The following is a 13,278-nucleotide window of genomic DNA, read 5'->3' as shown; positions in this document are numbered from 1 at the left end:
TTTTCGAAGGAAAGGCGCACCCCATGGGAATCGACCCCCGCACCGGCGACGACACCGCCATGTCTCTTCTCGACCGCTTCGCGCTCGACGGCAAGGTCGCAATCATCACCGGCGCTTCGTCCGGGCTCGGCGCCGGCTTCGCCCGGGCGCTGTCCTCGACCGGAGCCCAGGTGCTGCTCGCAGCGCGCCGCGTGGACAAGCTCGAGGCGCTCGCCGACGAGCTGGCGGCCGAGGGGCGCTCGGTAGCCACTGTGGCGTGTGACGTCGCCGACCCGAATTCCTGCGCGGAGGCCGTACGCGCCGCGCTCGACGCCTTCGGCCGCGTGGACATCCTCGTCAACAACGCGGGCGTCGGAACGGCGGTCCCGGCGCTCAAGGAGACCCCGGAGGAGTTCCGAAGCGTCGTCGACGTCAATCTGAACGGCACGTACTGGATGGCGAAGGAGTGCGCTGCGGTGATGGAGCCGGGGTCCTCGATCGTCAACATCGCCTCGGTCCTCGGGCTCACCGCGGGCTACGCACCACAGGCCGCCTACACAGCTACGAAGACGGCGGTGATCGGGTTGACGAGGGACCTTGCCCACCAGTGGGGCTCGCGCCGCGGAATCCGGGTGAACTCGCTGTGCCCGGGCTACTTCCGATCCGAAATGACCGACGAGATCCCCGCACCGATGATGGAATCGATCACGGGCTCGACGATCCTCGGCCGGCTCGGCAGACAACACGAGCTCGACGCGGCGCTGCTGTTCCTCGCCTCCGACGCCTCCTCGTTCGTCACCGCATCCACGGTGGTCGTCGACGGGGGCATGACAGGGCACTGAGGGAAGACAGGTCCGACGTCATATATGAGAAGAAAACAAAAGTAGAGGAGAGGGCGGGCAATGGATTTCACGCAGAGTGAGAAGACGATCGAACTGGCCGAGTCGATGTGGGACTTCATGCGCGAGCACGTGTTCCCGGCGGAGCCGAAGTGGCATGCCTACCTCGCAGAACACGGCGAGCACGCGCACCCGCCGGTGATGGAAGAACTCAAGACCGAGGCGAAGCGGCGCGGTCTGTGGAACCTCTTCCTCCCCGAGTGGTCCGGGGTATCGAATCTCGAATATGCGCCGATCGCAGAGATCTCCGGGTGGTCTCCGGTGATCGCCCCAGAGGCGATCAATTGCCAGGCTCCGGATACCGGAAACATGGAGACGCTGGAGAATTTCGGCACGGCGGAGCAGAAGGCCCGCTGGCTGGAGCCGCTCAAGGACGGGCGCATCCGTTCGGCGTACGCGATGACGGAACCGGCGGTCGCGTCCTCGGACGCGACGAATGTCGAGACGTCCATCCGGCGAGAAGGGGACGAGTACGTCATCAATGGGCGCAAGTGGTGGATCACCGGGGTCGCCGACGAGCGCTGCGAGATCTTCATCGTCATGGGGCGCACAGATCCCGAAGCGCCGACGCACAGGCAGCAGTCGATGGTGCTCGTGCCGCGCGATACCCCGGGGCTGACGATCAAGCGACACCTGCCGATCTTCGGCTACCAGGACCAGCACGGACACTCCGAGCTGGTGTTCGACGACGCGCGGGTGCCCGCCGAGAACCTGCTCGGCGGCGAGGGGGACGGGTTCGCGGTCGCGCAGGCGCGGCTCGGCCCGGGGCGCATCCACCATGCGATGCGGGCAATCGGGATGGCCGAGCGTGCGCTGGCGCTGATGGTGCAGCGGGCGAAGGATCGCGAGGCATTCGGCGGCCCGCTCGCCGATAAAGGAGTGGTGCGGGAGCTGATCGCGAATTCGCGGATCGAGATCGACCAGGCGCGGCTGCAGGTGCTGCATTGCGCGTGGATGATCGACGAGGTCGGAGCGAAGGAGGCGCGGTTCGAGATCTCGGCGATCAAGGTGATCGCGCCGCAGGTGGCGTGCGCGGTGATCGACCGGGCGATCGAGGTGTTCGGCGGTGCCGGAGTGTCCAACGACTACGTGCTCGCGTATTTCTACGCGTGGGCGCGAGTGCTGCGCATCGTCGACGGGCCGGACGCGGTGCACCGCAGCACCGTTGCGCGCGGCGAGCTCAAGAAGACGCCGCCGTACGTGGGCTGACATAGCGAATGCGCCGTCCGGGGCCTCAGTCGGGCGAGCGCACCAACTGGGGGCGCAGCCACTCGGCGTCCGGCTCGGAACCGCCGCGAAGCTCGGCGATGAGGCCGTCGGCGAAGCGGACGAGGCCAGCGGCGTCGATCCCGTACGGCGCCTTACCGGCGAATCCGGCGATGCGCCCGGAAGCGCGTTCGAGCAGCGACCGGGCGCCCTTGAGATTGCCGCGCTGCAGGTGCGTGATCCCGACTGCGAGCTGGGCGAGACCCTGCCACAGTTCTCGCTCCTGCGCCGGACACGACTTCCACGCTCCTTCGAGCACCTCGTGCGCGTTGAATGCGAGTCCCCGGTCGAGCAGGTCCTGCGCCCATGCGAGCGATTTCGCCGGCGGCAGATCGAGGTCCTCGGGAATCCGCTCGATGCCCTTTGATCCCGGCGGTAGCGGCCGGCCGAGTTCGTCCCGAGGGCGCGCATTGTTGGCGCGGCCTTCGTCGTCGCGATCGCGGTCCTTGCGAGCTGGGTTGGTCATACCTCCATCGTCCCACTCCGGCAGCGGCGAGGAGCCGCGAGCCGGTGGGCGCGTCAGGTAGGGATGGGTGCGTCGCCCGTGGCGGCCGAGTCGGTGGGCGGAACCTCGACGCCGGCGTGCCGGGCGAGCTCGGTGCACAGGCGCTCGATGAGCGACGGGCCGCCGTCGAAGGGCCGCGTGTAGTGATCGGTGTGCCAGCCGCCGTAGTAGCGGTCGACGTCGCCGCGCAGCTGCGCGCCGCGATCGAACAGCTCCCGCAGCCAACGCACCGGATTGCCGTCATACAACCCCTGAAGCTGGAACGATTCGGCCGCGAGGCGAGTGCGGATCCCGTCGAGCGCGCCGGTGAGGCGCTTTTCGTCCATGTGCGTGCCGATATCGGCGGCCGTGCGCAGCATCGCGTCCGGTAGCGCGGCGGTGGCCGCGTCGCCCTCGGCCGCGCACCATACGGTGCGCTCCGGGATCGGGCCGTAGTCCTGCCCGCACAGGCCGTAGCCGCCGGGGTCCGGGGTTCCCGGGGTTCGCTCGCCCGCGGGCCGCCACGGATCGGAGACCAATCCGACCGCCCGGACCCGCGTGAGCAAGGCCGCGTCTCCGGCTTCGGCCGCTTCGTTCAGGAAATCATGGACGATGCGATTGCCTCCGGAGTAAGCGATGAGTATCACCCCGTCGTCATCGGTGGAAAGCTTTTCGCGCAGGTCCGCGAGGCCGATCGCGGCGTTGGCGACCCACGAACCTTCGCCGCCGACACCAACCATGGCCGCGGGCCAGTCGACCCACTCGGGAACTGCGCCCGTCCAGCGCGCGAGGGTGCGCGCAGCCTGGGACGAGACCTCCGAATGCTCGTGGGCTGTGTCGATGCCGTCGGCGAAGATGATGCGCATGTCTGCCAAGCTAACGCCACTGCCGCAACGCCGGCTGAGAGGAACACTGGAATGGGCAAAGATTTCGGCTCCCGGGCGTGGGATAAGGCACAATGCGGGCAACGCTACTGCGCGGCGGGAAGCCGCGAGTACTTTCAGACGTGAGGAAGAAAAGGGGCGAGCAATTCATGTCGCGACCGAACGACGACCAGTACCGCGCGTGGAGTGAGGGCAACGACCAGACGCGCGCGTTCGACGGATATGGCGCGCAGAACTACCCCCAGAACGCCGGGTACGGGTACGGCGAGCCTGCGCCGCAGGGCGGCGGCTACTACGAACAGGATGGTGGGCGCGACTACGCACCGGGGTACTCCGAGCGCTCGCAGAAGCAGCGCCGGGCGGCGTCGCTCACCGAGCTGTTCAACCTCAAGTCGCTGTGGATCGAGCTGTTCATCGTCGCGATCGTGGCCGGCGTTCTCTACGGGATGATCGTGTGGGTGTTCGACCTGCTTGCCGTGCGCTTCTCGGACGCCGTGTCCGGCGAATACCTCGCGCTCGGCGATCCCTTCGAATACACGATCCGCGGCGTTGGGCTCGGCATTCTCGTGCTCGTCGCCGGCGCGGTAATGATGGGGCTGCACGCCGCCGTCAACCAGCCTGCGCAGCTCTTTAACCTCCTGTTCGTCGTGGTGGGCCTGTGGGCGCTCATCCTGCTGCTCACCATGGCGCTGTGGCAGTCGATCCCGGAGGTGATCCTGCTGCTCATCGGCGCCGCGATCATCTGGGGCGTGATTCCCATGCGCGTCGGCGCCTACCGCACCGGGGTGCCGCGGCTGCGGTAGAACAGCCGGCCCTGCCGCCCGAGCGGGGTGGACTACAGTGGATTTCATGACCCCTTCCGACGCGGATCTCGCCGCAGACCAGCTCCTCGCCGAAACGCTCGCGGTAGAGGCGGGCGAGCTCCTGCTCCAGATCCGCGACTCCGAGAAGGCGACGGGCCGCTCGCTCGGCGATATCGGCGACCGGCGCTCGAACGAGTTCCTCCTCGCGCGGCTCGCCGAGGAACGCCCCGGCGACGCGGTGCTCAGCGAGGAGAGCCCGGACGTCTCCGCGCGCGAGACGGCAAGCCGGGTATGGATCATCGATCCCGTCGACGGCACCCGGGAGTTCTCGATGCGCGGCCGTGGCGACTGGGCCGTCCACGTCGCGTTGTGGCTTCGCGACGGCACCCCGGAACGCTCCCGACTCGACGTCTCCGCGGTCTCACTGCCGGGTCTCGGCCTCGTGATCGGCACCGGCGGTGCCCGCACCTTCGCTGGCGAACCCGTGCCGTTGGAGCCGGGCGAGACCGCCGGCGGACTGCTCGATCCGCTGGATGACGTCGCAGGTCCCCGAATCGTGGCCTCCGGATCGAGGCCACCTCGATTCCTCGCGGGGGTCGTTGCCTCTCTCGGCGGAACGCAGCACGCGGTGGGCTCGGCCGGGGCGAAGGCGATGTGCGTCGTGCGCGGGGAGGCCGACGCCTACATCCACGCCGGAGGGCAATTCCAGTGGGACTCGGCGGCGCCCGCCGGGGTCGCGATGGCGCACGGGTTCGCCGCGTGCCGCATCGACGGCACGCCGCTGGAATACAACGTTGCCGACACCTACCTTCCCGACCTCATCATCTGCCGACCCGAGCTGCGCGACGAGATAGTCGACGCGATAGCGGCCCATAGATAGTCGCCCATCTGCGGCGTGTGCTCGCCAGGCCAGGGCATCGTGGGGGTTGGCGTGTACGCTTTGCCTTAATTGAACGACGGTTCAAACCTTGAGGCCGCGAACCCTCGTTCGTCATGATTCGGCGAGGTGACCATGGTGTATCGCGAAACTCCGCAGGTGCGTGTGCGGGCGGCTACACGCAGGCAGGCGATCCTCGATGCGGCCATCAACACGGTGGCGCAGAGTGGCTTCGCAGGGGCAAGTGTGCGCGAGATCGCCGCCCGCGCCGAGGTCTCAACCGGCAGCGTGTACTCGTACTTCGGTAGCCGCGACGAACTGCTCACGGAGGTGTTCCGAGTTGTCGCGGGGCACGAACTCGAATATGCGCGTGAGGCGCTCGAACAACCGGGCGCCGACTTCCTCACGCGCCTGGAGAGCTTTCTCACCACATTCGCCGGGCGGGCCTTCCGGGGTCGAAGGATGGCGGAGGCCCTGCTGTTCGAGCCCGTGAGCCCGGCAATCGAGGCCGAGCGTCTCGCTCTTCGCCAGCGCCACCACCGTTTCTTCTCCGAGACCATCGCCACCGCAGTCGACTTCGGTGAATTGCCCGAACAGGATCCCGCCCTTGCCTCCCGGGCCGTGATCGGAGCCATCAGCGAGAACCTCTTCGGCCGGATGACCGCGCCTCAACACGGCCCGGATGACGACGGCGAGGTCACACGATATCTGCTCGCCTTCTGCATTCGAGCGCTCGGAGCGAAGTCATGACACATTCGAATCCCCATCCAGACTCGCCCGATCATCTTCGGCCGCCGCGCCGTGGCCGCACGCACGAGGTTGCGAACCAGGCACCACCGCGGGCCGGTATCGACGAGTTCACGGCGAATCCGGCGCTGGTAGAGGCGGTCGCTGCCTATGCGCCTGCCGCGGACACCGGCAAGTTGCGCCGAATCGGAGAGCGCGTAGGCACCGCCGAATACCAGCACGACGCCCAGCTCGCGAACACCTGTACTCCCCGGCACGTGGCCTTCGACCGATGGGGGCACCGCGTCGACGAGATCGAATTTCACCCTGCCTACCACGAGATCATGGGGTACTCGATTGCCGAGGGTTTGCACACCAGCGCCTGGGCCGACCCTGGGCCGGGCGCGAATGTGCAGCGCGCTGCCGGCTTCTACCTCGCCGGCCAGATCGAGCCCGGCCACTCGTGCCCGGTGTCGATGACACACGCGATCGTCCCTTCGCTCCGCCACTCGCCAGGTCTCGCTGCGCAGTGGGAGCCGAAACTGTTGTCCACGGTCTACGATCCGGAGCTTCGCGATCCCGCGACAAAGGACGGACTCATCGTCGGCATGGCGATGACCGAGAAACAGGGCGGCTCCGACGTTCGCGCCAACACCACGACCGCCGAACCGGCGACTTCGTTCGGGGAGGACGTGTACGCCTTGCGTGGGCACAAGTGGTTTTGCTCGGCGCCGCAGTCGGATGCGTTCCTCGTACTAGCGCAGGCCCCGGAGGGGCTGAGCTGCTTCTGGCTGCCGCGCATCCTGCCGGGCGGGGAGCGCAACGCCTTCCTCGTGCAGCGCCTCAAGGACAAGCTCGGCAATAAATCGAACGCCTCTAGTGAAGTGGAGTTTGACGGCGCGCTGGCGTGGCTCGTGGGGGAGCCGGGCCGCGGCGTGCGGACCATCATCGACATGGTCGGGCGCACCCGGCTGGACTGCGTGATCGGCGCGGCCGCCGGTATGCGGCAGTCGGTGGCCGAGGCGGCCTGGCACGCGCGTCACCGCGCGGCCTTCGAGACGACGCTCATCGAAAAGCCTGCGATGCGCGGGGTCATCGCGGACTTGCAGATCGAATCCGAGGCAGCCACGTGGACGGCGCTCCGACTCGCGCAGGCGCATGACAATGAGGGGGAGGCCGCCCTGCGAAGGATCGCGACCGCCGTCAGCAAGTATTGGGTGTGTAAGCGAGGACCGGGGCATGCCTACGAATCGCTGGAATGCCTCGGCGGGAACGGTTACACCGAAGACTTCCCGCTCGCGCGGCGCTACCGGGAGGCTCCGGTATTGGCCGTGTGGGAGGGCTCGGGCAACGTGATCGCCCTCGACGTGCTTCGCGCGCTGGCCCGCGATCCCGATTCGGCGCGGGCATTCGAAGCGGAGATCGCCGCCCAACGCGGCACGAATCCCGATTTCGACGCGCATACGGAGCGGACCCTCGCCCTTCTCGCTGACGCCGCGCGTGACCCGATGTCTGCAGAGGCCGGTGCGCGTCGGCTCGTCGAGTCGATGGCGCTGTCCTTCCAGGCGTCGGTGCTGCTGCGCGATGCGGACCCGGCTGTGGCCCAAGCTTTCTGTACGGCTCGACTCGGGGCGGGCCGAGGATTTGAATACGGCGCCATGGTGACCGACGGGATCGACCACGATACTGTGATCGGTCGTGCGTAGCCCTGCGGTGAATCCCGATATGCGCAGTGCGGCAGGCGAACCAGAAACACTGTAGACATTGGCAGGCGGGTTTGTAAGACTATCGGTGTGAATTCCCGCGATCCACTCCAACCCCAGCAGACCGCGCCGGGCTACGACGTAAACCTTCAATGCCTGCTGCGCTCATCGCCTATGCCCATGGTGGTCTTCAACCACCAAGGGGTAATCATCGATGTGAATGATGCATTCGCGGACGTTCTCGGGCGCCTCCGCGGAGATCTGCTCGGAATCCCCGGCCGAGACCTGGGGTTCGTCAACGTCGAATCGAAACTCGATGATGCACTTCTCTGGCTCTTCGCAGGGGTAACGGAAAGCCTGTCCGTGTGCTGCCAGCTGACATCCGGTGAGGGCTTGCCGGTATGGACAGAAATGCACATGTCCGTGTCTATCGGACGCGACCATTCGGAAGTACTGGCCATTGTGCAGGACCGTACCGACGAGATGTGGGACTCCGGATCCTCTCGCGACTTCGGGAGCTAACCGGCGAATTCCGCCTGAGCCCGGTCCGTGCGGCGACGCAGAAATTCGTAGAAATAGCTGCGGCGAGAAACGGGCACGAGCGCCGCCAGGGCCAACTGCCACCACACATTGAGCGCTTGAACGAAACCCTTGAACGCCTGAGCGTCCCCGGCTGCCTCTTCCTGGAGACCTCGCAGTTGCATCACCAGGTTCTGGGCGACAAGGTCCATCGAGATCTCTGATTGAACGTCGCCGCTCGCCACCGCTTGATCGAGATGGGTCTCGACATGCTTCGCAATGTCGGCCATAAACGAATCGGACACGCCGTTGCGGCGGCCGATCTCCTGCATCATCCTGGCGCCGGCCTTGGCCCTCGTGTCCGTTGCGATGACCTTGCTCGCCGCGAAGGTCCAATCGATGAGCGATTCGATTCCCAAGCCGGATTGTTCCGGCATCGCGCCGAGGGTGCTGAGGATCTTGTCCGAGTACACCGCGACGAGGGCGCGTGCGAGATCTTCCTTCGTGGAGAAATGAAAGTACATCGCGCCCTTGGTGACGCCGGCGCGCGCACACATCTCGTTGAGGCTCGCGCTCGAATAGCCATCATGGATGAAGGACGTCGCGGCGGAATTGATAATCGCCCGGCGGGTAACCTCGGCCCTTGGCTCCTTGGCCATCTCCATGATGCGCCCCCGATCAAGTCGTTGGTAGGAAATTATCGCCCCCGCTGGGCTGGTGGTCGGCAATCCAGATCAGCGCGGGCTGGTGGAATAATTTCACGATATTGTTTCATGGCCTCCCGGGAACGGCCAAATCCGACGCGCCCTGATGTCGATGCAGATATAGCGTCTGCGCCTTGGCATTTGGGAGGAAGGCCACTGTTCTTAAGCCTAGCTACTTCTGGTTGGCTTTGGAATGGAATTCAAATAACGGTTTGGAAAAAAGACCCGCGGTACGCTGTTTGCGTTCGCAGGCGCGGCAAATGGCAGGCTCGCGAGGTGTCGTTGCTGGTCGCCGCGACTTTCCCTATTTCGAGCGAGCCTACGCGCCGGTAGGGTTGCCTTTGGGGGCGTTGAAGAAGTCCGGTTCACCTGTCAGGGTAAATTAGCTCAGAACGTACCTAGGGTATGAAAAAGGACTAGTTGAAGTCCCAACGGTAGCGGAAGGGGGGCGTCGATGGGGATGGCTGAAGACAGTAGGTCTCGGTTCGGCGAGCTCGATCCCGATGAACCGGCCGGCCACGATGAGCGCCTTAGTCGCCAGGACTTCGGCGAGCTCTTCGAATTTTCGCCGATGCCGATGGCCGTCTATTTGGAGGACTACCACCCTGCGGCGATCAACAACGCCTTCTCGGAGCTCCTCGGCGTGCCACGTGAGACGCTGATGTCTGGTCCAACCCTCGGGTACATGCACCCGGACGATCGAGAGGCCGCCCGCTCCGGGATGGACATGATGTTCGCCGGCGCCGACGTTCCCCCGACTGCCATCGTGAGGATGTTCTGCACCGAAGGGGTTATCCGGACCATCGAGGCCTCCGCGAGCGTCACCTACGGAATCGACGGAACCAAGTACCTGTTGATGATCTTCCGCGATATCAGCGAGGAGCTGTGGAACCGCGGGCAATGATTCGGAACGGCCCACTAGAGTTGGACGCATGCGGCTACTTGTTACAGGCGGCGCCGGGTTTATCGGCTCCAATTTCGTCCGCCTCACCGGGCGTGTGCGCCCAGATACCCACATCACCGTGCTCGACGCGTTCACGTACGCCGCGAACGAGGCAAGTGTCGCGGATGCGCCGTGCGACGTCATTCGCGGGGATGTCGCCGATCCGGGCGTACTCGACGAGATCCTCGCCGGGTTCGGGCCGGACGATGCGATCGTGCATTTCGCCGCCGAGAGCCATAACGACAATTCGATCGCCTCGCCGGGGCAATTCGTCCACACCAACATCACAGGCACGTTCGAGATTCTCGAGGCGGCCCGGCGCCACGACGTACGCCTGCACCACGTCTCCACCGACGAGGTGTACGGAGACCTGCCGCTCGGCACACCGGAAGCCTTCACCGAGGACACCGCGTACCGACCGTCCAGCCCGTATTCGGCGTCGAAGGCGAGCGCGGACATGCTCGTGCGCGCGTGGATTCGCACCTATGGGCTCCGCGCGACGCTGTCGAACTGCTCCAATAACTACGGTCCGCGCCAGCACGTGGAAAAGTTCATCCCCAGGCAGATCACCACGCTTATCGACGGCGGACGACCGCGCCTCTACGGCAGCGGCGAGAACGTGCGCGACTGGATCCACGTCGACGACCACAACGCTGCAGTGTGGGAGATTCTCGAGCGCGGCCGGATGGGGGAGACCTACCTGATCGGCGCGGACGGGCAGGCCTCAAACCGCGAGATCGTGCGCGAACTATGCCTACTGTGCGATCGCGACCCCGACGAGGTTGATTTCGTTACCGACCGACCCGGGCACGATAGGCGGTACGCGATCGACGCGACGAAGCTTCGCCGCGAGCTCGGGTGGGCGCCCGAACATACCGACCTACGGTCGGGGCTCGCCGATACCGTCGAGTGGTACCGCGAGAACCGCGAGTGGTGGGAACCGGTCAAGGCCGCCGTCGAAGCCAAATACGCAGAAGTAGAGGAGGTGCTGTAGGTGAAGGGAATCATCCTCGCCGGAGGCGCCGGGTCGCGGTTGCGGCCGCTCACCGCGGCGGTGAGCAAGCAGCTCATGCCCGTGTTCGACAAACCGATGGTGTACTACCCGCTCACCACGCTCATGCTTGCCGGCATCCGGGACATCCTGCTCATCTGCACCCCGCACGACCGGGCGCAGTTCGAGCGGCTACTCGGGGACGGCTCACAGTTCGGGATCTCCATCGCCTACCGCGAGCAGCCAGAACCCCAAGGTCTTGCGCAGGCTTTCGTCCTCGGTGCCGAGCACATCGGAGACGACTCGGTCGCGCTCGTCCTCGGCGACAACATTTTCTACGGCCCGCGCATGGGCACGCAGCTGCGCCGCTTTCGCGACGTCTCCGGCGGCGCCGTGTTCGCCTACCGCGTAGCAAATCCGAGCGACTACGGGGTTATCGAATTCGACGCCGACGGCACCGCGGTCTCCATCGAGGAAAAGCCCGCCGAGCCGCGATCGAACTTCGCTGTCCCAGGCCTCTACTTCTATAGCAGCGATGTCGTCGACATTGCCTCCGAACTCGAACCCTCCGCCCGCGGGGAGTATGAGATCTCCGACGTCAACAAGCGGTACCTCGAGCAGGGGCGGCTCTCCGTCGAGGTCCTGCCGCGCGGAACGGCGTGGCTCGACACCGGCACGCACGCCTCGCTGCTCGACGCCGGCAACTACGTGCGCACGATCGAGGAACGCCAGGGCCTGAAGATCGGGGCGCCCGAAGAGGTTGCGTGGCGGATGCGGTTCATCGACGATTCCGCGCTCGCCGCCGCGGCCGACGCCCAGCTCAAGTCCGGGTACGGCGCATACCTGCACGGATTGTTGGAACGGGAGCGGGAACTCGGTGGCTGAGGCACACGCACCCATGACGCCGGGCGCGCCGATCCTCTCGCGGTGCCGCGTGCTCGTCGCGGGCGGTTTCGGGCAGCTCGGGCGCTGGCTCGCGCGACGGCCGGTCGGCGATCTCGTCGAGGTCTGCAACGTCGGGAGGAAACACAGCGAGATCTACGGTCCGGGAATGGACCTTTCCGACCGCGGGTCGATCGAGCACGCGCTGGAGGTCTTCCGTCCGCAGGTGGTGATCAACGCCGCCGCGTTTACCGCCGTCGACGCGGCCGAGGATGATGAGGCTGCCGCGGCGGCAATCAACGTCGACGGGTCCGCGCGGCTCGCCGCCGAATGCGCGCGGCGAGACATTCCCCTGGTGCACGTATCGACGGACTACGTTCCCGGGCTCTACGCTCCTGTCGAGGATCCGGCCGGGGCCCCGTCGCTCGCTGCCTCGGTGCCGGAGGCGATCGACTTCGCTAGCGAAGCAGGGGTCTACGCGCGAACGAAGTGGGAAGGCGAACTGGCGGTGCGGCGCGCGCATCCTGGCGCCACCGTCGTGCGCACCGCCTGGGTGTACAGCGGCCCCGCTCGGTCGAGGCTCGAAGGCCTCGGTGGCGGCGACTTTGTCACCACGATGCTGCGGCTGGAATCCGAGCGCGACAGCGTCAACGTTGTCGACGACCAATGGGGGAATCCGACGTTCGCGTGCGATCTCGCCGAAGGGCTGTTACAGCTGGCTAATCGATTGGCCTCGGGCGATCGCGCGCTATCCGGCGCGGTGCTCAACGCCGCCGGGGGAGGACGCGCCACCTGGCACGATCTCGCTGCCGAGGCGTTCGCACTCGCCGGCGCCGACCGTGCCCGCGTGCTACCGGTGGGCACCGACGAGTTTCCGCGTCCCGCGGCGCGCCCGAGTTTTTCCGTCCTCGGCGACTCCGAGTGGCGCCGCGCCGGACTCATGCCGTTGCCGCACTGGCGAGACGGCCTGCGCCGAGCCTTCACGATGGCTCGATGAGCGCAGCCGCGCGGAGGGTATCGGCCAGGGCTCAGCAGTCCCGCCGGCTTCGCCGTTTCGTGCGAGTTCTGCTCGTCCTCGTGTGCATTGCGGTCGTTGTCTGGGTGGGGCTGGGCGCGTGGTTCCTGTCGGAACGGCATCGTTCGGAGCCGGTCAGGTCCGATGCGATCGTCATGCTCGCCGGCGCCGATGACGGGCGCCACCGCGTTGCCCGCAATCTCCTACAAGACGGCTATGCGCCCGAGCTTCTCGTGTCCAACCCGGACAGTGCAGGGAAAAAGAAGGCCGCGGAGCTATGCCGAATGAAGGCGACGGATTGTTTCTCGCCCGTGCCGAAGACGACCGCCGGGGAGGTGCGCGCGGTCCGGGAGGCGGCGGAGGGAGCCGAAGACTCAGGCGACGGGTGGGACAGCATCATCGTCGTCACCAATAAACCGCACGCGGCCAGGGCGGGCGCGTTCTTCCGGAGGTGCCTGGAGGAGGCCGGCGAGGATGGTGGGCCGATTGCTGTGCGCGTGGTGAGTATCGAGGGGCTCGATAAATCGCGACTGCCGATTCATGTGCTCCGCGAGACGGCGGGGTTCATCAAGGAAGCGACCGTCGCAGAGGCGTGTTAGCCCG

Annotated in this window: 15 protein-coding genes; 12 read left to right on the top strand and 3 right to left on the bottom strand. The window is 66.3% G+C overall.

Annotated features, from left to right (window positions below):
• Positions 1-23: 23 nt before the first annotated feature.
• Both BJL86_RS12860 and BJL86_RS12855 read left to right on the top strand, forming a co-directional pair.
• Positions 24-821, top strand: coding sequence for an SDR family NAD(P)-dependent oxidoreductase (locus BJL86_RS12860; protein WP_232228993.1), 798 nt, complete (start codon positions 24-26; stop codon positions 819-821).
• A gap of 60 nt (positions 822-881) precedes the next feature.
• On the top strand, positions 882-2,087 hold the full coding sequence (locus BJL86_RS12855) for an acyl-CoA dehydrogenase family protein (RefSeq protein ID WP_067476649.1): 1,206 nt from the start codon (positions 882-884) through the stop codon (positions 2,085-2,087).
• 25 nt (positions 2,088-2,112) lie between these two features.
• Here the strand turns inward: BJL86_RS12855 and BJL86_RS12850 are convergent, their stop codons facing one another.
• Positions 2,113-2,610, bottom strand: a complete 498-nt coding sequence (locus BJL86_RS12850; protein ID WP_067476646.1) for a DUF309 domain-containing protein — start codon at positions 2,608-2,610, stop codon at positions 2,113-2,115.
• A 53-nt stretch (positions 2,611-2,663) separates the two neighbouring features.
• Positions 2,664-3,494, bottom strand: coding sequence for a hypothetical protein (locus tag BJL86_RS12845; protein ID WP_067476643.1), 831 nt, complete (start codon positions 3,492-3,494; stop codon positions 2,664-2,666).
• 167 nt (positions 3,495-3,661) lie between these two features.
• Here BJL86_RS12845 and BJL86_RS12840 point away from each other — a divergent pair, with 167 nt between their 5' ends.
• The 5 genes from BJL86_RS12840 to BJL86_RS12820 all read left to right on the top strand — a co-directional run bounded on the left by BJL86_RS12840 (position 3,662) and on the right by BJL86_RS12820 (position 8,143).
• The gene (locus BJL86_RS12840) at positions 3,662-4,315 is read left to right on the top strand and encodes a hypothetical protein (RefSeq protein WP_067476640.1); all 654 of its coding nucleotides are present in this window, start codon (positions 3,662-3,664) and stop codon (positions 4,313-4,315) included.
• Positions 4,316-4,361: 46 nt separating this feature from the next.
• The gene (locus tag BJL86_RS12835; protein WP_067476657.1) at positions 4,362-5,195 is read left to right on the top strand and encodes a 3'(2'),5'-bisphosphate nucleotidase CysQ; all 834 of its coding nucleotides are present in this window, start codon (positions 4,362-4,364) and stop codon (positions 5,193-5,195) included.
• Between the two features lie 132 nt (positions 5,196-5,327).
• Positions 5,328-5,942 (top strand): TetR/AcrR family transcriptional regulator, encoded by a 615-nt coding sequence (locus BJL86_RS12830; RefSeq protein WP_067476637.1) that lies wholly within the window; start codon positions 5,328-5,330, stop codon positions 5,940-5,942.
• A complete protein-coding gene (locus tag BJL86_RS12825) occupies positions 5,939-7,624 on the top strand; it encodes an acyl-CoA dehydrogenase family protein (protein ID WP_067476634.1) in 1,686 nt (561 codons plus the stop codon). Before BJL86_RS12830 ends, BJL86_RS12825 begins: the two co-directional genes overlap by 4 nt.
• Before the next feature lie 87 nt (positions 7,625-7,711).
• Positions 7,712-8,143: a PAS domain-containing protein gene (locus tag BJL86_RS12820; protein ID WP_156515394.1), complete on the top strand. Its 432-nt coding sequence runs from the start codon at positions 7,712-7,714 to the stop codon at positions 8,141-8,143.
• On the opposite strand, the gene BJL86_RS12815 is transcribed toward BJL86_RS12820, so the two are convergent.
• Entirely contained in the window at positions 8,140-8,799 is a 660-nt protein-coding gene (locus tag BJL86_RS12815) for a TetR/AcrR family transcriptional regulator (RefSeq protein WP_067476627.1), read from the bottom strand. The two genes, BJL86_RS12820 and BJL86_RS12815, sit on opposite strands and share 4 nt — an antisense overlap.
• 505 nt (positions 8,800-9,304) lie before the next feature.
• On the opposite strand from BJL86_RS12815, the gene BJL86_RS12810 reads away from it, so the two are divergent.
• The 5 genes from BJL86_RS12810 to BJL86_RS12790 are packed head-to-tail and all read left to right on the top strand — an operon-like array spanning position 9,305 to position 13,274.
• Complete coding sequence (locus BJL86_RS12810; protein ID WP_197487628.1) at positions 9,305-9,748, top strand: PAS domain-containing protein; 444 nt, start codon at positions 9,305-9,307, stop codon at positions 9,746-9,748.
• Between the two features lie 28 nt (positions 9,749-9,776).
• Complete coding sequence (gene rfbB / locus BJL86_RS12805) at positions 9,777-10,781, top strand: dTDP-glucose 4,6-dehydratase (RefSeq protein WP_067476622.1); 1,005 nt, start codon at positions 9,777-9,779, stop codon at positions 10,779-10,781.
• Positions 10,782-11,663, top strand: a complete 882-nt coding sequence (gene rfbA / locus BJL86_RS12800) for a glucose-1-phosphate thymidylyltransferase RfbA (RefSeq protein ID WP_067476619.1) — start codon at positions 10,782-10,784, stop codon at positions 11,661-11,663.
• Positions 11,656-12,657: an SDR family oxidoreductase gene (locus BJL86_RS12795; protein WP_231887265.1), complete on the top strand. Its 1,002-nt coding sequence runs from the start codon at positions 11,656-11,658 to the stop codon at positions 12,655-12,657. The genes rfbA and BJL86_RS12795 overlap by 8 nt, the downstream gene beginning before the upstream one ends.
• Positions 12,654-13,274: a YdcF family protein gene (locus tag BJL86_RS12790; protein ID WP_067476613.1), complete on the top strand. Its 621-nt coding sequence runs from the start codon at positions 12,654-12,656 to the stop codon at positions 13,272-13,274. The genes BJL86_RS12795 and BJL86_RS12790 overlap by 4 nt, the downstream gene beginning before the upstream one ends.
• Positions 13,275-13,278 lie beyond the last annotated feature (4 nt).

Origin of the sequence: Dietzia timorensis, from assembly GCF_001659785.1 — a bacterium.
Lineage (GTDB): Bacteria > Actinomycetota > Actinomycetes > Mycobacteriales > Mycobacteriaceae > Dietzia > Dietzia timorensis.
Note: the sequence above shows the minus strand (reverse complement) of the source record. Positions and strands in the feature narration are given on the sequence as shown.